Below are 17,671 nucleotides of genomic sequence, written 5' to 3' on the forward strand. Positions count from 1 at the left end.
ATCGATGCTCAAACGCAAACCGAACCTCGATCAATTCGCCTTCGATCTGTCGAAGGATGCTGCGCTCGAGCGTATGATCGAGGCACGCGTAGCGATCCGCTGCGAGAATGACGCAATTCGCTGGCGCTTCCGGCTCATTCTGATCGAGACCTGCATGATCGCGAGCCTGGTGTTGGTCGCGGGGCTCGCGCTCAAGCAGCCGACGGCGCTTGTCATACGCGGATCATTGATCGTCGGCGCGGGCTGCTTTGCAAGTGGCGTGATGCTGATCGGCCTGTCCGGGCTCACCGGCCATCTGCTTTCGATCTACCGGCGATGGAGGCAGCGGTGAGAGGCATTCTCTCTGGCTCGCCCGCGCCGTCCGCAATCCGCCTTCTGGTCGGTAGCCATTTGCTGCTTTTGATCCAGGCCGGACTGGTCCTGAACAGCAGGCAGCCCCTCGACAGGATGCTGGCGGCGCTCGTCCTGATGCTCGCCATTGTCGGGCTCGCTGCGCTCATCGCCGCGATCATCGGTGAGCCTCGCGAACAGCACTGTGATCCGCGCCGGAGATATCGCCATGTCCGCTGATCCTCCTATCCTGTCTGCGCGCATCGCCTGGTTTCAGGCAGGCACCGTCGCTATCCTGCTGATCGCGTCCATCTTTGTCGCGGGCGCGGCGCATGGCGAGACATCTACGATCGGGCGCACCTGGCCGATCGCGGAACCTGATGCGCTGGCCGAGATCGAGGCGAAGGCCGCGACATTGCCTATGGACTTTGGCGCTAAATTCGGGCCTCGCTCGCGCTGGTCGGCGATGAAATCAGCGAGCCTTGCGCCTGCGACTGCAGCGCGCGTGCGCACCCTCGTGCCCTTCTACACGCTCGACATGGATGTAACGCTGCCGGACGGTCGCGTGCTCTATCCCAAGGGCTTCACTTTCAACCCGCTCACCTATGTCTCGCTGCCGCAGCGGCTCGTGATCGTCCATGCACGCGAGCTTGGCTGGGCACTCAAGACTGCAGCGCCGACCGACTGGATACTGCTGGCCGCTGGCGGCGGCACCAGCGCCGATCCCATTGCGCTTGGCGAAAAGGTCGGACGGCCGCTCTTCATCCTCGAAGAGCGTGTGAAGGACCGCCTTGGCCTCACGGTCGCACCCGTGATCGTCCGCCAGGTCGGGCAGAAGCTTGAGTTGACCGAAGTCCGATTGGCGCAAACGGGGAGCGCCGCGCGATGACCCGCCTGAAACGCCTCTTCTGCGCTGGCGCTGCGGCCATTTTGACCGCACTGCTGCCATCCGCGCTCGCACAGGCCTCATCCTGCCCCGCCGGCGCGGTGTTCAACCCGATCACCAAGGTCCGCTGGACCTGCATCTTTCCGATCACGATCGGCGGCGTGCGCATCGGCACCTTCGACAAGCTTTCGAAGGAGCTCGACGCGCAGTCCTCGTCGAAGCCGCTTTGCGCGTGCCGCAAGGGCGCGACCTTCTGGTTTGGGGTGAAAGTAAGCTTCTGGTCGCCCAACCGCATGATCGACGTGGTGACCGAACCGGGCTGCATGATGGCCTTGGGCGCCGACCTGATGCCGACGCATGGCAAGCTGCAGGGCAGCCAGTCATCGATCTCTGACGGCACGAACACGCGCAAGATGTTCGCGCAGATGCACTACTACATCTCTCCCGTCTGGGCGATGCTCGATATGTTCACCGATCTTCCCTGCCTGGAAGATAATGGATTTGACGTAGCTCTGATCACCGAGGTGCTGCCGACCTGGCAGTCGGGAACCTTGGGAGCGATAATCCAGCCGGAGGGCATTCTCTTCGGGAACCCGGCTGCGGGCCTGGCCTGCATGGCGGACAGCGCCGCTGCGGCTGCCGGCAAGGTCATCGATCCGCTTTTCTGGTGCATGGGCAGCTGGGGCGCCACCTATCCGATCGCCGGGGACATCCATTTCGATGACTCGGTCGAGGCTTGGGCAGGACTCGCCGCGCGCGGCACCTTCATGATGGGGAGGCTCGGCGCAGCAACGATCAGCTCCGCCGACGGCTGCTCGTTCAAGGCGGCGCCGATCTGGACCAAGTCCCGCTACAAATATCAGCTGATGGAGCCGGTCAAAGGCGGCTCCTGCGTCAATGTCGGCCGCCCGGGTGCGCTCTGGTCTTCGATGAAACACGCGCCCGGCAAGGACAATGCCCAATTCATGGTCTTCGAAAAGGTGATCTGCTGCGCGGGAATTTCCACGCCATGAGCAGGTCGCCTTCCACCCGTTCCATGCCAGCCCGGCCCAGTGCCCGGTCTGTCCGCCACAGCCAGGATGGCGGTCGCGAGCGGCGTGGAATCGGGGCGGTGTCCTCAAGCCCCCTGGACGCCGTCCCGCCCCCGGTCAGCGCGGTCGATCCTCTCCCGCCGCGGCAAGGGCACGCCCCCCTCGCCCGCGTCGCGGCGGCGGCCGCGCTGACCACCCTGGACGGACAGGCAGTGTTCCGGATCATCGGGTCCGAGGATTCACGGCTGCCCCTGGGCGAAATATTCCGGCTCCGGCGCGGCACCCGCGCGCACCGGCTCTTCTTCCTGGAAGCGCGGACATGAAGCGGGTGTCTCTGATCGCCCTTCTCTGCGCCTGTGTATGCCATTCGGCGCAGGCGCAGACGCTCGAGGATCGCGCACGCTCAGCGGCGGCAGCCGCGCAGGCCAAGACCGGATCGAGCGATGCGCTGCAGCAGAATTATGTGACACCGGGCATGAGCGGGCAGCCGATCACGACTGTCGATAACAGCAAGAGCTTCACCCCGACGATCAACTGCCAAAAGACCGCAAGCCTGCTCGAAGTGCTCATCCAGCCTTCCTCGACCGGCGACATCGGTACAGTCCGCATATCGCAGGACACCGATTTTGACGGCAGTTTCGACAAATCAAGCACCTTGCCCGTCCCTGTGTCAGGCATTTGCGCCAATGGCATCGTCTCCTGCCAGCCCGGCACATGGAATCAGTGTCATTCCTTCAAATGGGACGTGGACGGCGCCAAGGCCTTGAAGCTCACGGAAGTCGCGATGCCCGAGCTGGCCGGCTGCTACTGTGTCAACAACAGCTGCGGGACGAACCTCGTCTTCGGCAATCTTGCCGAGGTGCTGAAGGACCTGGGCGGCGGCATGGTCGGCGCACTCACGACGGTCGATCCCCGGATTGGTGTCGCGCAGGCGCAGGTCAACGGCCCGGTGATCGACTATGTCGGCGCGCAGGCGACGGCATGTGCCGCCGATCCGACCATCGGCCAGACCGCCTATCGCGCGAACCCCGCCGCGATCCAGGGCGACGCCGGGTCGATCGCCGCCGGCAACAGCATCTTCCAGGCGCTCAAGGGCTCGCCAGCCGGGATCGGCAAGGCCGAGCAGCTGCGCAGCTGCACGATCGAACGTGAAGTGACGTTGACCTCTGCCACTTTCGACGACATCGTCTCGGTGAGTGGCGCGTTGCTTGGCGTTTCGAGCTGCGGCACGGATTGCCGCCGCTATCGGATCGGGGGGACAGGCAATTGCAGCGCCGCACCCCCGATTTTCTCCGCCCGCTTCGACATTCACAAACCAGGCCGCGTCGTCTCGGCGCGGATCGTCGGCATGGCTGCCGAGGACTGGGTCCAGGGTCGGGTCGATGGCGCGATCGTCGGCTATGCGGGCAAGCGGCCTTGGCTGACCGAAGCCTTGCCGTCCGGCGATTGCGCGGTCGACGGCACTTGGGGCAACGGCGTGGTCATCGACTTGCTGGACAAGTTCAAAGCGGGCGGCGCGGTCGTCGCGGCCAGGGTGCGAGGCGGCAAGGATGAACGCTGGGGTTATGTCGATGTCGAGGTGAAGGTCGACACCAGCTGTTCAACGTCGGAGCGATTGGTCGATCTCTGTGCTGGCTATGCGGCAGATTCAGCCTGCCGGCTCGACGATGAAGATGTCGACGGTGTCGAGACCTTCCGGAACGGCGTGGGCACCGGCCTTAAACCATTGCCCCAGACCCGGCTGTTTGGAACCGACAGTTGTACCGTTCAGCTCACGCGGGATTTCTTCAAGCGCAGTCGGTCCTACAAATGCGTCCTGGATACCGGCAGCATGCCCGAGCCCGACCTTAGCCGCGGTGCCTACATTATCGATCATTCGACCGAAACGTTGCTCGCCGACCAGATGAAGAAGCCTGACGGCAGCGTGACGCAGACGAGTTCGCCCTTCTCCCTTCCCGACCGTGGATCGGTGCCTGCTTGCGAGGCGATCTGCAAGACCCGGGCCCCAAAGATGAATACCGCAGCGGCTCCCGCAGGCGTGGTGGCGACCCAGCAGAACAATCCGATCGGTTGGGACACGTTCTACCATGTCTGCGAGGTAGCGAACGTTTGCCCGACGGGTCCCGGCGAGGAGGTCGTGAGCGCGTGTGGTTGCCTCGACGATTTCCCTGAGGCGGTCGTAATGATGCAGTCTGTTCGCCTCGCCGGTGCCGACATGACGTGCACGAGTGCTGTACCATGAAGCGGCCTTCTCTCCTGCGCGGCGCGCTGCTCGGCGTATCGCTGGCCTTTGCGGGTGGCATAACCGGACCTGTCCATGCGCAGCAGCTTTGCGCTGTCGATCTCAATGGCAATGGTGACGCTGCCGATCCAGGGGAGACCGCAAGCTGTCTCGGTACCGCGTCGGGCGGATGGCAGTGCCCGATCCAGCAAGTTGCCTGCACGGTGGCCGCGCCAGGTGTCTATGCCTGTCCGCTCGGGGACCAATATGCCTGCGAGGCGCCGGCATCAGGCGGCGCGCCGACCTGTTCGCCCAATGCCTGTATCGACGGCGGTGCGAACCCGATCGAGGATGAACCCGTCGTCGATGATCCAGGTGTGCCGGCTGATGGCGAGATCGACGCCGACGGCAATTGTACGGCCAATATCGAGATTTTCTCAGGCCGCGCGGTCCGCTGCCGGCCACCCGGTCTCAAAACCACCTTCAGCAACTGCTGCAAGGACAAGGGAAAGATCGTCAAGGACGGCATGGGATCGTCCATCTCTTCGATCGGGACCAAGATCGCCATCGCAAAGGGCGTGTTCACGGGTATGAAGGCGGCCTACACGGCATTCAAAGCCGGAGCGACGGCGAGTCAGGCCGCCACGTCGGGCGCCAATGCGATCATAGCGGGTATCGATCCCACCTCAATCGCAATCAGCCTGGCGGTAAATTTCATGATCGAAGTGCTGCTCCAGGGCTGTGACCAGCAGGACATGGAGACCGGCATGCTGCGCGGCTCGGGCATGTGCCATGAGGTCGGCAGCTACTGCTCATCGAAGATCCTCGGCATCTGCGTGCAGAAGGCCAAGGGTCATTGCTGCTTCAACACCAAGCTCGGCCGGATCATCCAGGAGCAGGGGCGGCCGCAGCTCAAATCGTTTAATGGCATCGGTTGGGGCACCCCCAAGAATCCGATGTGTCGTGGTTTCACGCCGGAGGAGTTCCAGGCGCTCGATTTCAGCAAGATGGACCTCTCCGAATATTATTCCGAGATCCAAGCCCGCACCGCCGGTGAGATCCAGGTCGACATGAAGGACAAGATCGATGCCTACATGCAGACGGTCGGCCACTGACGTGCGCCTGAGACCGATAGTCATCATGACCCTATGGGGTTTGGCGCTGCCTGTCATGGTCCAAGCGCAGACGCAGCCTGATGGCGCAAAAGCGCAGATCGAACAGCAAGGTGACGCCGCCGTCGACCGGCTCAAGGGCGCGATTGCTAGACAGAAACCGCACGATGCAAGCAGGACGCCAACAACGCCTTCCGAGGCGACGCCGGAGACCCGTCGGCGCGCCTTTGAGGCGATGCGCCGCCGTGCACCGGCACCCGCGATGGATGCGCGCGCTCGATCAGCGCTCGAGGCTGGTCGCGCGGACGTAGCACGCGAACGCGAGGCGATGGCGAAACGCCTCGGCCAAGCGCTCGGGCTCGAAGCGCCTGACACCACGGCGCTTGCAAAGACTATTGCGCCGCCCGCGAAGGCAGGCTGGGTGCCGGTTCTCTTCGTGTCTTCGTCGATACCGGTCTCGACCTTGCGTACTTATGTGGGACAGCTCGAAAAGGCGCGCGGTGTGATCGCGTTTCGGGGCATGCCGGGGGGCCTCAACAAGGTCGCGCCGATGGCAAAGCTCTCGGCAGAAATCCTGCGTATCGACCCCGGCTGCGAGGGACCGGCTTGTGCGATGCGCGATATCCAGTTGATCGTCGATCCGATCATATTCAGACAGCATGGCATCACCCGTGTGCCGGCACTGGCCATGATCCCTGGTGACCCAACACAGCCCTATTGTGAGCGCGAAGACAATAGTCCGCGTAGCTCGCACATTGTCCAGGGGGATGCCGCCCTTCCCGGACTGCTCGAAGAATATGGCCGCCTCGGCGGCAGGGAGGAGGTGCGCGATGCTCAGGCTCGCCTGGAATCTCGGTAAAAGAGCCTGGCCGGAGGTCAAGCTCCTGCCACTGCGGGCGGCCGTGGCGCTTGGCGCTTCGGGCCTGGGACAGCCGCTGCGCCCCGAGCAGCTCTTCAAGGCTTATTGCATCGTGCTGCCGATCGGACTGCTCACCTGGTGGGCGATCCCGCAGGTCACGTGGGTGATGAGTCCGTCGATCGACGCTTGGGCGGTCCGTGCGGATCCCGGCCCGATCCATCGCGGCGACCTTGTGTCCTTCATGCTGTCGCATCCACTGGCTGGACCAAAGCCCGTCGCGGTCACCAAATATGCGCTCTGCATGCCGGGTGATCGGCTCGACATGATCGAGAAGCCCTCAATGGTGCATGGGCAATGGGATGGCTGGTATTATTGCAACGACAAGCTGCTCGGTGTCAGCAAGCCGATAGGCCGCAACGGACAGCACCTCGAGCATTTCCGACCGACGCAGCGACTGATTCCGGCCGGGTTCATATTCGTCGGCTCGCGCCATCCCAGCGGGTTCGACAGCCGCTATTATGGCCCGATTTCGATCGGACGGCTAACGCGAATGGAGCGCGTGCTGTGAAGGGGAGCGCGATCGTCCTCGCCGCTGCGCTCGGACTTGCGCCGCTGTCGGCTTCCGCGCAGGCGCAGTCAGACCCCGCGCGTGAGGGCTATTGGTGGTATGCACCGAAGCCTGAGCCGGCCGAACCCAAGCCGGCCGAGGAAGATGCGTTGGTCAAGCCGGCGATCCCGCCGATGGCAGAGCTTGCGACATGGACACCCCCTAAGATTCGCAAGCTCATTGAACAGCAGCGCGACTATGCTGCAACCGTGCTCACGGTCGATGCAGTCGCCGACTTCTGGCGGCTCCAGGATTTTGCACGGCGAAAAGCCAGGGCGTTCGCCGGCGTCACGCAACTCGCGATGCTGCAGCATCCCGAGCTCAACTCGAAGTCCGCCAATCCGATGGTCGGCGATGCACGCGATCAACTGCTTGCCTACAAGGACGACACGCGCCGCCAATATCTGCGGGCGCACGCCGGTGAGTTCGCGCTGGTCATGTTCAGCCGCACCACCTGCGGTTACTGCCGTGTCCAGTGGCCGATCGTCCAACGCTTCCAGGACGAGATGGGTTGGCAGGTGACGCTCATGGACATCGATCGCCGCCCGGAGCTCGGGGCCCGCTTTGGGGTCGAGGTGACCCCGACCACGATGATCATTCGTCGGAACAGCCAGCAGCGCATGATCATCGCAAGCGGCGTAGAAGCCTATCCGAATCTCGCGCAGATGGCCTATCAGGCAGTGCGCCTTCTGACCGGCGATATTCGGCCCGAGCAGTTCATGACCGGAGCCGGCGAGGAAGGTGGTTTCTTTGACGCTCTGGGCCTGGGGCCTGTCTCAGCAAGCGATCCACGAGCCGCAGAAGAGATGGTCGGTGGCAATCTCATCAGCTCGCCGCCGGACCAGAAGCCACGATGAATCGGGCAGACTATGAGCGCGTTGATCGCTTCTCCCGACTACTTCGGTGGGCGCGCGGCCTCGCCATTCGCGCGAAGAAGCCGCACGGCTTTTTTGTCGAAGCTCACGAATGCCTCGGCGCCAAGCGACTTTCCCGCTGCGGCAATCACCCCATCCGCGAAATCCCCACCGGCATCGAGCATCTGAAGACCTGCATTAATGGCGATATGATCTGCGGCTACGTTGCTCGCCTCAAGCAACTTGCGGATCGAGGTAGCGATATCGGCCGGCGCCAGTCGATAATTACTCGAGAGCACCCAACCGAACTCGCACAACGCAGGCAGAGTCAAAGCCACGAGAGCGGCCTTGTCGAGTTCATGTTCGGCTGCTTCGGTCTGACGCACGTCGTCCAGAACGATCGCGCGGACAAGCAGATTTGTATCGGCGGTAATCTTCACAGCTTTCCGGCCCATCCTTTTTCGATCGTCTCATTCATGTCCTCAATCGAGATCGTCGGGCCGTCGTGCTTGAACAGCCGGAAGGCATCCGAGATTTTCCCAGTCGCCTTCGTCGCAGTAATTTTGATGCTTCCGTCAGGCAACTTGTCGATATTGATCCTCTCGCCGGGATGCACGCCGAGGTGCTGCATGAACTCCTTGCGCAGTGTGATTTGTCCCTTGGAGGTCAAGGTATACGCATTCATCGCGGCACTCCTTCGGCCAAAGTTTGTAAGGGGAAACCACCTTAAAGTCAACGTCTGCACTGCTATCGTTAAACGGCTCGACCTCGTCGTGGCTCCCACTGCAGCGATCCATGTTAATGTCCAGGACGCGCCTACCAACGGTGACGTTTCGGATCGTGCTTCAGGATCGCCAGCCAAGCTCAAACATAGCCACGCGACCGTCTACGAACGAGGAGACCGGCTATGAGAACGCCTCTCCGATTCCTTCTTGGAATACCGGGAATCGTGATTGGCGGGCTGACTGTCGATCCCGCCGGCGCACAGCAGGTTTCGCAGGATGCATCGCGGCGTGCTGCGATCCACCCGGTGGCCGATCCCGCGGCAATGCAGGCCTGGCTGTCGCGCGTCCCCCTCACCCGCGATTTCCCACCGGATTTTAGTGCGACGCTGAAAGGAGATGCCCCGGCTTTTGTCGTGGAAATGACGACTTCGCCTCAATGCGCGCCCTGCGCCGACCTGTGGGCCAAACTCCAGATCCTGCGCCGTCAGTACGGTGTGAATGTCGCTGTCCTTTCGCGCGAGGAGGCGATCGTGCGATCTGGCCGGCTGGGGCTCCCCTGGGTCGGACATCCCGTGGCGTGGGTGCGAGCCACCAACGATCCCAATCGCGTGATCCCGATCGCGATCGGAACCGACCATAGCGTCAATCTCGCGCGGAACATCTATCTTGCCTTCAAGATGATGACCGGTGTGAGGCCGGACGTCGGCGTCCGTGCCATGGCCAAGTTCACCGGCATTGTCGGCATCGCAGCATCACCTCCACCCTATTCGAAGGGGAATTGAGCATGGCGGGCTCACTCCTCTCGATCGCAGCTCCAACCCGAGGACATCCGCCATGTCTCGCTTATTGTCGCGCCTGAGTATCTCGCTAATTGCCGTGGTTGCCGCGTGCGGCACAACCGTCCCCGCGCATGCCCAGAGCTGGGCCGAGAGCTGGTTCGACAATGTCACCTATACCAGCCCGGGAAGCTTCGAGGATCAAACCCGGGGCTATCTGACCGCCGGCGGGATGTCGGGACGCGTCGACGTGCACAACGACTATCTCATGTCGCTGAGCCTGCCCAAGGTGAAGGCAGGGTGCGGCGGCATCGACATGTTCCTTGGCGGCATGAGCTTCCTGGACCCGGACTATCTCGTCCAGAAGCTGGAGAGCATCCTGCAGGCAGCGCCTGCGGTCGCATTCCAGTACCTCCTCGAAACGCTCGACGAGAAGATGGGCAACATCATTTCGAAGATGGAGGCGGCCACCAATTTCCTGAACTCGATCCAGGTCAACGACTGCCGCCTCGCCAACCGTATGGTCCAGATCGCCAAGGGCGACGACAATATGTCCGGGATCATCGAGGAGATGACTGGATACCGTTCCGTCAAGCAAGGCTTCGCCAAGAGCTATCAACAGAGCCGCGAGAAGATCCAGGCCAACAACAACAACCCGACCGAAGATCTGAAGGACGCGCTGGAGAACTGCCCGGCGGAGGTCACCGACATCTTCCGTACCGGCTCTCTGCTCTCTCACGCGGCCTCGCGCGTCGGCGCGGCCGACTGGGCCGAGGTCATGCGGGCGCGGGTGGGCGACGTCTATATGCGGTGGGATCCGAACGACAAGGTTCCGCTCTTCTCGGCGATCCCCGCCTGCCCGCGCCAGGACACCGAATCCCCGGATGATTTCCTGAGCGGCCGCGTTCAGCGCCGCGTGCTCAACATCCCGGCAACCGGCGCCGACTGCTCAAACGATGGAGGCAAGGGCGCCCTGGAGCTGGCGCGCACGCGCATGGATTCGATTGCAACCAAGATTCGAACGCGCGCGGCGCTCACAGCCGAGGAACGACAGTTCGTAGCCAATGTCAGCACGCTGCCCGTCTACCGTATGCTCGAATGGGGCGTCCGTCAGGGCGTGGCAGGCTCGGTAATCGGCGATACCGACGAATTGGTCGCGCTCACCCTTGCCTATCAGATGCTGAATGACCTCACACGGTCAATCGACTTTGCGCTGAGCAATGCCGAGCGCGGCACAACGGCTGCGGGCGCGGCCGATGCTGCCAACACCAGCATTTGCCAGACTCGCATCCTGACCAAGGGGATCGAGCAGCTGCGCGATCTCCGAGAAGAAGTTCTGCGCCAGCGCGCGCAGATGCGACAATCGTACCTGGCGGCGTTGGGAGCCGCGAACCTGTCCGCCAATTATGCGGGCTTGATGAGACAGCGCGATCGCGATGCCCGCGACGCTGCCGGCGCCGCCGCCGCACGGGAGCAGTGAGATGATGATCCGCCGCCTTATCCGCGTCGCGCTTGCCCTCGCAATGGTGGGCGCCGCAACGCCCGCTTTCGCGATCGACGCCAGCTTCTATACCTATGACGGGTTTGCCGAGACGGTCGATGCCTTTCGCCTCGTCGCAATGATCTTCGCTGATCCGCGCTACGAGACGCTCGTGATCGTGATCGCGACCGTCGGCATCTCGCTCGGCGCGCTGCTGGCGAGCGTTCGCGGACAAGGGATGGGTCTCGTCGCCTTCGGTTTCCAGATGCTGATCGGGATCGGCCTGTTCGTCGGCATGATCGCCACCACTGGGACCGTCCACGTCTACGACAAGGTCCGCAACGCCTATCAGCCGGTCGGTGACGTTCCCAATCTGCTGGTGTTGGTGGCCGGCACCACTAACCTTATCGAGCGCGCGTTGGTCGAGACGATCGACGACAATACGCTCGATCCCAACATCAAGATCGAGTTTGGTGCAGGCGGACACACGTTCGACCTCTTCTTCAATGCCGTATCTCCGCGCGGCCCAATTACCGACACCTTTCTCGACGCGACGATCAAGGATTATGTGCGGCAATGCTATCCCGTGGCCCGGGTCTCCGCAGCCTATGGCGTCGATGATGATAGGCTGTTCCGAACTGCCACCGATCTGCCTGCGGCGTTCGCAGCAATGGCCGGACCAGCGACATTCTCAACCGTCTATACGGCCGCCGACAAGGGCGGAACGACGGTGAGCTGCGACGAGGCATGGCAGCATATCTCGACAGCCCTTTCGGACCCCGCGCTGTTCGACGACTACAGCCGGCAGGTCTGCACACGGACCGGCTTCGATGTGACCCAGCCCGACCAGCTCAATCGCTGCCGGAGCCAGCTGGGCGAAATGGGCGACATGATGATGGGCACTCCGCTCTCTCTCCAGGCGTTCATGACCAATATCCTGCTCGGCAACAGCGTCGGCGACGTTCTCTTCGAGGATAGTCCGGCTTCTGCGGCCAGGGTCATGGCCAATCGTGCCGTGATATCGAACGGCCTTGCCACCATGTCAGTGGCGAACGAATGGATGCCAACCATCCGTGCCGTCGTGTTCGGGATCATGTTGTTCATGATCCCGATCGCGCTGCTCTTCATCCTGACGCCGATCAACCTCCGCGTGGCCAGCTTCGCGCTCGGCCTGTTCGTGTTCGTGGCGCTCTGGGGTGTGATCGACGCCGGCATCTATCAGCTGACACTGGGCCGCGCGATGGATGCGCTCGCCGAGATGCGCTCGAATGCGGTGGCGACCAATGCGTGGCTCCTGGCGCCGTCGGCAGCGCAAAAGGCGCTCGCCATCTTCGGCAGCTTCAGGACAGCAGCGGCGGGTCTCGCCGGTGCCTTTGTCTTCACGGTGTTCCGTTTCTCCGGGAATGTCTTCACATCCTTCACCAGCGGATCTCTCGGCGTACATGGCCAGGCGAGCGCCGCGGCAGCACCGCTCGCCACCGGCGAAGGCTATGCCTCAGCCCTCGAGGCGCAGGCGTCCGCAACGGGCACGATGGCGCGCCGGAACGCCTCGTCGAACTTCGGAGATTTCGGCGAGCGCTCGACGTTCGGAGCAAATCGAAGCTTTGGCGCAGCCGGCGGTCTGCTCAGCGAGCGGGCATCCGGCGTTCCGGGCGTTCCTGCGTTTGGAATGGGCGGCATCGATGCCGCCCGGGAATTGGGCGGCCTGACCCCTGCCCTCGTCAACGGCGATCTCTCGAACCCGGCCGTTCAACGCGCCGTGCGCGCGAACGCGACGACGGCCGCCATCCATCAGTTCGCGGAGAAAGACGCGCTCAGATCTCTCGGGAATCGATATTTCGGAGAGGGCCAGGCGGGCGAGCGCGCTTTTGCATCATTCGCGCAGAATATGGTGCAATGGCGGGCGTTCGGCGACCAGCGTGCATACGACATGATGCTGCAGGGCGCGACACGGCACTTTTCCCGCAACGGTTATGGCGCGGACGATGCGCAGCTAAAGGCGGCTAGCGTCATCAGTGAGGCATCGGCTGATCCGACGTTCGCCAAGCTTATCGCCAATACCTTCGATCAGGAGGCGATGCTGCAAAATGACCTCACGTCAGCGCAGGTGCAGGTAGGCGCGATGGAGGGGCGGCGGGACTATGCGGGCGACCGGGTCGCGCAGGTTGAGCGCGGCAATGTGGCTACCGAGCAGGCGCACCGAACCGGCAGCAATGAAGGTCAGCGCAACGCAGCGGCCATGCTCGGCCTCTCGGTCGACGAAACCAGCCGGCGCATCTCCTTCATCAATGCGCTGTCGGGTGAAGCGCGCTCGTCCGCCATCAGCCAACTCTCCCGCGCAACGGGTCGCAATGAGGCTCAGGTGATGCACGCGCTGGAGAGCTACAATGCGGCGGTCCATGTCGGAACCGCGGACGGCGCTACAGCCGAGGCGGCGCGTGAAGGAACCAGCGTCTACGGTCGGACACGCGAAGCGGCCGGCTATGATTTTGCGGAGCGCGCCGGCAAGCTCGATGCACAGCGCGAAGTTGGTCACGATGGAACGCGCAACGCGGCGCGGATCGGCGAGCAACGTCGGCAGTCGGAGAATTTCGGGTTCGCCGAGGGAGCTGAAGCGGCAGGTGTCTCAACACGCGAGGCCGCTCGGCTCGACAGCTTCATCCAAACGCTGTCGAGAACTGCCGGCAACCAGGTCGACATGGCGGAAGGCGGATCTGCCGGCGTCGCCGATCGCGCTCGGAACGAGCGGCTTACCCGCATCGTGGACAATGAGCGCCTTACAAGGGCTCAAGGATTGCTGCGGAGTCATGGTATCGATCTGACGAAGCGCCAGATCGCGATGGATCAAAATGGAGACTTTAGCCTCAATCTGACACCGGAAACTGCAGCGCAGATGTGGCGGGCCGGGCTGATCAACCAGGACCAGCTTGGCGCGGTCGCCAATGGCGGCAGCGCGCGGTTCAGCTTTGCTCACAATGATCTGCTCATCTCGAGCAGTACGGGCTTCCAGCGGTCGGCGCGGAGCGATACCAGCACACGGTTCGAGGCCGGCAAGCAAGCGGGACCCGATACGATCGAACATTTTCTCGGTAGTGGCACGGAAGGCCAGGCGGCGATGGCGAATTGGCTCAAGGGCGGGTTCGAGATGGATCGCAGCGGCAACTGGCGGCTCAAACCACAGGTTGCCGACACGTTGGAACGCGATGTAACGGCGATCATGGTTCAAACTGGTTGGCAACGCTCCTTGTCTCGCGGTGCCTCCCATCAAGTTACGAATGGCGATGCCGAAAGCATCGGAATTAGTGGCGGAGTTGGGGGACGCGGTAGCCAAACCGCCAAAGGAAAAGCAGGGCAAGCATCTGGGAACGAAGGTGGATCTACCGCTAGTATCAATTTGCAAACATCCGACTTAGGCGTCGGCTCGACAGATGCGCGTTCGTCCATTGATATCGTGAATCATGACGTACGCAACGCTATCGCAAATGCTGAACGAGCTGCCTCAAGGTCCCGCACACCGGAGGCGGCATTCAGTAGCGAGCTGGGTCGCGCGATCCTCGGTGCTGACGGCCTCCGAAATCGTTATTTGGATCAAGCGGATGCGGGGCGTGGCCCTTGGGACGCGACAGCGCCATTCACATCGATTGAACAAAGCCAAATCTTGCGAAGCGGGCGCTTCACTGGCGATCGAACCAATGGCCTGGAAGACGGCGATCCTGAATTTAAGCGCCGTTAGGAATGGCCGCGAACGTGCTGATTACGCCATGCCTCACTGGCCGGATTGCATGGAAGGCCCACAAATCGAGGATCGGCTGGATTCGTCGGGTCCATATTGCGCCCGAGAAATCCGAAGCCGGTCGAACAATCATAGGCCCCTGCGATCCAACCTTCGCCCTCACCACGTGGTTGGTTGGACAGCGCCCACAGCCAACCGAAGGCGAGGACGGGGACGATCAAGAAAGGGTGGAACAGGAGCAGCGCCCCAAGAATCCAGCCTTCATATTGATCGAAAAGTGCGTGCGAGAGAGAACGGGGAACGAAAGCCTCTTCGAGGATGAAAGCGACCCAGAAAATGGCTGCGGTCTTCCACCAAAGCTTGGCGTACCACGGACGCCACAGCCACTGGGACAGGCGCGGTGCCTTAGGCTGCGCCTCGGTCGGACAATCCGAAGTCTTAGGTGTCGCGCCTTGCGGGTCCATCGCCGGCTCCTTTCAGTCCTACTCATAGCACTGAGGCTGTGAAAAAGGAATCGGCAATGATTTCCATTATGGGAGCGATGGCCGCCCTCACTATCGCGGAGGTCAGGCATGATCCTTCGTGTTTCCCGCTGCCTCGATCGAGCCGTTAGCAGCGATAATGTCCTGCCTAATCATCGGGGACAGCATCGCTGTGGGGATCGCCGGGGCACTCGGTGCGCTCCATCCGCATGATTGTGATGTTCGCGCTACGGTTGGTGCCAGTGTCGAAGCGGTAAGTGCCATGCTTCCTCAGCGCCGCTATCGATCAGTCATCGTGGCTGTAGGGTCGAATGATTCGACCCGCGAGCTTCGAGTACGCCTTCCAGATCTTCGCGCGAGACTTGGTGGGGCTCGGGTGACATGGATCTATCCATATGGTCGATCGGTGGCGTGGGAGATCTATGCCGTCGCGAGACTGAACGGCGATCGCGCTTTCGGCTTTTGGAACGTCGGATCGAGCGACAAGGTTCATCCAGCCGATTACCGCGCAGTTATCAAAATGCTAGGGAGGCCAAAATACATCAGCTGGGAGTTCGGGCGAAGGTGATCATGCACTGCACCAAATCGATTGAACAGCAAGAAGGTTCCGTCGCCGAAGCAAGCACAGCGGCAATCTTACTCGCCGCGGGGCAATCGGTGCGATTCGGCAAAGAACACAAAATTGCCACTGCCGTGCGAGGTAAGGCCCTTGGTCATTACGCCGCGAAGCGATTGGCAGCCATACCTTTTGCCGCGCGTTTCGTTGTAACAAGCAACTCGACGCTGCAATGGCCCCATTTTCAGGCTTTGATAAACAATCGACCCGAGGATGGGATTGCGCGCTCGATAGCCTTGGGCATAGCGGCAGCCCACAAGCGCGGTGTAGAAGCTGCCTTGATCGCCTTGGCCGATATGCCATTTGTGCCGATCGTTCATTTCCAACGATTGTTGGCCCAATATAAAGGAACGGGCACCCTCGTTGCGTCAGGGGTTGATGGAAGCCGGATGCCCCCTGCCCTATTCGGTGCGGAATGGTTCGAGATGTTGCAGCAACTTAATGGCGACCAAGGCGCGCGTAGCCTCATTAGCCGTGCTACGTTGGTTGTAGCTAGGCCCGAAGACCTTGTGGATATTGACTCCCCGGCGGACCTTGAACGGAGCATGAAGCATTTCGATTGGTGATGGGCCACTTGAAGTTAATCACGATTTGAGCGTGGTGAGCTTTAGGCTCTCGTCATTCCACCGAGAGGTAATAGTAGGACTGCCACGAAGTTCATCGCGGCCGCGATGAACAAAAAAGCCGGCAAGACGAGCCCGAGGCCAATCACGGCCCAAGTCGCATTTCCTTCAGGGGCGCCGGCCTGATAATGAAACAGCTGGAGCAGGCCATTGACGATCCCGACGGCGACGGCGTAGCCAATGTTGTTGGTCATGGCGAGCAGCGCCAGATGCAGACTTACCTGGTCGCGTCCACTCTCAGCACGGTCCAGGCTCGCGAGGGCGACCATGGCGGCGTTGAGGATGAACTGATAGCCCCGGTGAAAAGGCCGACCAAGCTGTAGGCGATCATGGCGGTCGTTGCGCCGCCGGACGGGATCGCCGTGAACGCCAGGCTCGAGAGAGCAGCGCCCAGCATCGCGCAAGCGACGCCGAAGCGCGTGCCGCGCAACTGGCTGAGCCGTATCAACACGGGAATGCCCAGAACCATTCCGAGCATGAAGCACAGCATGATCGTCGGCTAGCTGGCGCCGAGCCGAAGATGGTCCGAAACGATGAAGAAGGCCCGGGGTCGCGTCTCGGTTAAACATCCGAAGTATCTCGGAGCTTTTCTTTCGACACGATTCGCAGCCTTTTCTTGTCGTAGAGGGTCGGGACTGAGGTTCACGCCGAACCTTCAGTCTCATAGATCTGCCGTGCGAGTCTGTGGTGCGCTCGGCTCGCGCCTTGCCGTGGGCAACGGACCCTGCCTGACTGGAGACCGTTTCGTCGAAGCTGATCTGTGCCTGTTCCCGACGCTCTACAGCGATGACCCCGTCTACTATCTGCGCAAGAAGCTGAACTGCGCCGATGTCCTCGATTACACGACGAAGAACAACGAGTTCGCGCCAGTCGCCAGACGCTAATGCAGGAAGCCGCGAAATGGGGCTATACCCGAGTCCGGCTTGACCAAAGCGGCTCAGCTCAATGGCTCTTTGCCAGTTGGAACGCGGAGCAAGCAGTGACGCGAGAGAAACGCTGCTCCGGTAAGGATCGAGGCCGTCACGGCCACGAGGCCGATCAGTTCGAGCGTTGAGCCGTTTGCCGAAAACATGATGCCGGCATTGGCTATGGCGGGCGGGTGAAGTCGATCCGCGACAAGGACAATCAGCAGCGCAAAGCCGACGGCGGCCGCAACCGACCATGGGCTTATCGGCAAAAAGGATCGTAGCACGAGTCCCGTCAAGGCCGCGACTAGATGGCTCGTGAGCACACGGGCAGGATAGCTCGCCTTGCTCGCAGGCGCCGTGATGATCACGACAGCGCTCGATATGAGCGAAGTCAAAAGGATGCTTGTGTCGACGACCATCTGTCCCAC

The 17,671-nt window shown here is 62.0% G+C and carries 21 protein-coding genes; 17 read left to right on the forward strand and 4 right to left on the reverse strand.

The genetic code is table 11. From position 1 onward, the window contains the following. The first annotated feature begins 4 nt into the window (after positions 1 to 4). From Sj15T_RS05360 to Sj15T_RS05405, 10 genes are all read left to right on the forward strand, one after another. Positions 5 to 331: a hypothetical protein gene (locus tag Sj15T_RS05360; RefSeq protein WP_013041652.1), complete on the forward strand. Its 327-nt coding sequence runs from the start codon at positions 5 to 7 to the stop codon at positions 329 to 331. Continuing rightward, complete coding sequence (locus tag Sj15T_RS05365) at positions 328 to 570, forward strand: hypothetical protein (protein WP_013041653.1); 243 nt, start codon at positions 328 to 330, stop codon at positions 568 to 570. Before Sj15T_RS05360 ends, Sj15T_RS05365 begins: the two co-directional genes overlap by 4 nt. Further along, positions 536 to 1,219, forward strand: coding sequence for a conjugal transfer protein TraW (locus Sj15T_RS05370; protein WP_253720791.1), 684 nt, complete (start codon positions 536 to 538; stop codon positions 1,217 to 1,219). The genes Sj15T_RS05365 and Sj15T_RS05370 overlap by 35 nt, the downstream gene beginning before the upstream one ends. Continuing rightward, entirely contained in the window at positions 1,216 to 2,229 is a 1,014-nt protein-coding gene (locus Sj15T_RS05375; protein ID WP_013041655.1) for a TraU family protein, read from the forward strand. Before Sj15T_RS05370 ends, Sj15T_RS05375 begins: the two co-directional genes overlap by 4 nt. A 98-nt stretch (positions 2,230 to 2,327) precedes the next feature. Then, entirely contained in the window at positions 2,328 to 2,570 is a 243-nt protein-coding gene (locus Sj15T_RS05380; protein ID WP_013041656.1) for a hypothetical protein, read from the forward strand. Further along, positions 2,567 to 4,489, forward strand: a complete 1,923-nt coding sequence (locus Sj15T_RS05385; RefSeq protein ID WP_013041657.1) for a hypothetical protein — start codon at positions 2,567 to 2,569, stop codon at positions 4,487 to 4,489. The genes Sj15T_RS05380 and Sj15T_RS05385 overlap by 4 nt, the downstream gene beginning before the upstream one ends. Then, the gene (gene traN / locus Sj15T_RS05390; protein WP_013041658.1) at positions 4,486 to 5,583 is read left to right on the forward strand and encodes a conjugal transfer protein TraN; all 1,098 of its coding nucleotides are present in this window, start codon (positions 4,486 to 4,488) and stop codon (positions 5,581 to 5,583) included. Before Sj15T_RS05385 ends, traN begins: the two co-directional genes overlap by 4 nt. A gap of 55 nt (positions 5,584 to 5,638) precedes the next feature. Next, a complete protein-coding gene (locus Sj15T_RS05395) occupies positions 5,639 to 6,439 on the forward strand; it encodes a type-F conjugative transfer system pilin assembly protein TrbC (RefSeq protein WP_013041659.1) in 801 nt (266 codons plus the stop codon). Then, entirely contained in the window at positions 6,411 to 7,007 is a 597-nt protein-coding gene (locus Sj15T_RS05400) for a S26 family signal peptidase (protein ID WP_013041660.1), read from the forward strand. Before Sj15T_RS05395 ends, Sj15T_RS05400 begins: the two co-directional genes overlap by 29 nt. A gap of 44 nt (positions 7,008 to 7,051) precedes the next feature. After that, the gene (locus tag Sj15T_RS05405) at positions 7,052 to 7,903 is read left to right on the forward strand and encodes a conjugal transfer protein TraF (RefSeq protein WP_253720793.1); all 852 of its coding nucleotides are present in this window, start codon (positions 7,052 to 7,054) and stop codon (positions 7,901 to 7,903) included. Between the two features lie 38 nt (positions 7,904 to 7,941). Here the strand turns inward: Sj15T_RS05405 and Sj15T_RS05410 are convergent, their stop codons facing one another. Next, entirely contained in the window at positions 7,942 to 8,340 is a 399-nt protein-coding gene (locus Sj15T_RS05410; RefSeq protein ID WP_013041662.1) for a type II toxin-antitoxin system VapC family toxin, read from the reverse strand. Continuing rightward, on the reverse strand, positions 8,337 to 8,585 hold the full coding sequence (locus tag Sj15T_RS05415; protein WP_013041663.1) for an AbrB/MazE/SpoVT family DNA-binding domain-containing protein: 249 nt from the start codon (positions 8,583 to 8,585) through the stop codon (positions 8,337 to 8,339). Before Sj15T_RS05415 ends, Sj15T_RS05410 begins: the two co-directional genes overlap by 4 nt. A gap of 222 nt (positions 8,586 to 8,807) precedes the next feature. On the opposite strand from Sj15T_RS05415, the gene Sj15T_RS05420 reads away from it, so the two are divergent. Genes Sj15T_RS05420 through Sj15T_RS05430 form a run of 3 tightly spaced genes read left to right on the forward strand, consistent with a single transcriptional unit; the run spans position 8,808 to position 14,614 of the window. Beyond that, positions 8,808 to 9,407, forward strand: a complete 600-nt coding sequence (locus Sj15T_RS05420) for a hypothetical protein (RefSeq protein WP_013041664.1) — start codon at positions 8,808 to 8,810, stop codon at positions 9,405 to 9,407. Positions 9,408 to 9,459: 52 nt separating this feature from the next. Then, the gene (locus Sj15T_RS05425) at positions 9,460 to 10,881 is read left to right on the forward strand and encodes a conjugal transfer protein TraH (protein WP_049775278.1); all 1,422 of its coding nucleotides are present in this window, start codon (positions 9,460 to 9,462) and stop codon (positions 10,879 to 10,881) included. 1 nt (position 10,882) lies between these two features. Further along, positions 10,883 to 14,614, forward strand: coding sequence for a conjugal transfer protein TraG N-terminal domain-containing protein (locus Sj15T_RS05430; protein WP_244884592.1), 3,732 nt, complete (start codon positions 10,883 to 10,885; stop codon positions 14,612 to 14,614). On the opposite strand, the gene Sj15T_RS05435 is transcribed toward Sj15T_RS05430, so the two are convergent. Then, positions 14,611 to 15,078 (reverse strand): hypothetical protein, encoded by a 468-nt coding sequence (locus Sj15T_RS05435; RefSeq protein ID WP_013041667.1) that lies wholly within the window; start codon positions 15,076 to 15,078, stop codon positions 14,611 to 14,613. The two genes, Sj15T_RS05430 and Sj15T_RS05435, sit on opposite strands and share 4 nt — an antisense overlap. A 588-nt stretch (positions 15,079 to 15,666) precedes the next feature. On the opposite strand from Sj15T_RS05435, the gene Sj15T_RS05440 reads away from it, so the two are divergent. From Sj15T_RS05440 to Sj15T_RS05455, 4 genes are all read left to right on the forward strand, one after another. After that, entirely contained in the window at positions 15,667 to 16,278 is a 612-nt protein-coding gene (locus Sj15T_RS05440; protein WP_013041669.1) for a nucleotidyltransferase family protein, read from the forward strand. Positions 16,279 to 16,463: 185 nt separating this feature from the next. Continuing rightward, positions 16,464 to 16,658: a hypothetical protein gene (locus Sj15T_RS05445; protein ID WP_148225634.1), complete on the forward strand. Its 195-nt coding sequence runs from the start codon at positions 16,464 to 16,466 to the stop codon at positions 16,656 to 16,658. 6 nt (positions 16,659 to 16,664) lie between these two features. Then, the gene (locus Sj15T_RS05450) at positions 16,665 to 16,838 is read left to right on the forward strand and encodes a hypothetical protein (protein ID WP_154651063.1); all 174 of its coding nucleotides are present in this window, start codon (positions 16,665 to 16,667) and stop codon (positions 16,836 to 16,838) included. A 171-nt stretch (positions 16,839 to 17,009) separates the two neighbouring features. Further along, complete coding sequence (locus Sj15T_RS05455) at positions 17,010 to 17,219, forward strand: hypothetical protein (protein WP_193377944.1); 210 nt, start codon at positions 17,010 to 17,012, stop codon at positions 17,217 to 17,219. A 53-nt stretch (positions 17,220 to 17,272) separates the two neighbouring features. On the opposite strand, the gene Sj15T_RS05460 is transcribed toward Sj15T_RS05455, so the two are convergent. Beyond that, positions 17,273 to 17,662 carry an HPP family protein gene (locus tag Sj15T_RS05460; RefSeq protein WP_338756207.1) on the reverse strand — a complete coding sequence of 130 codons (390 nt, stop codon included), beginning with the start codon at positions 17,660 to 17,662 and terminating at the stop codon, positions 17,273 to 17,275. Positions 17,663 to 17,671: the final 9 nt, after the last annotated feature.

Source organism: Sphingobium sp. TA15 (genome assembly GCF_037101235.1).
Lineage (GTDB): Bacteria > Pseudomonadota > Alphaproteobacteria > Sphingomonadales > Sphingomonadaceae > Sphingobium > Sphingobium indicum.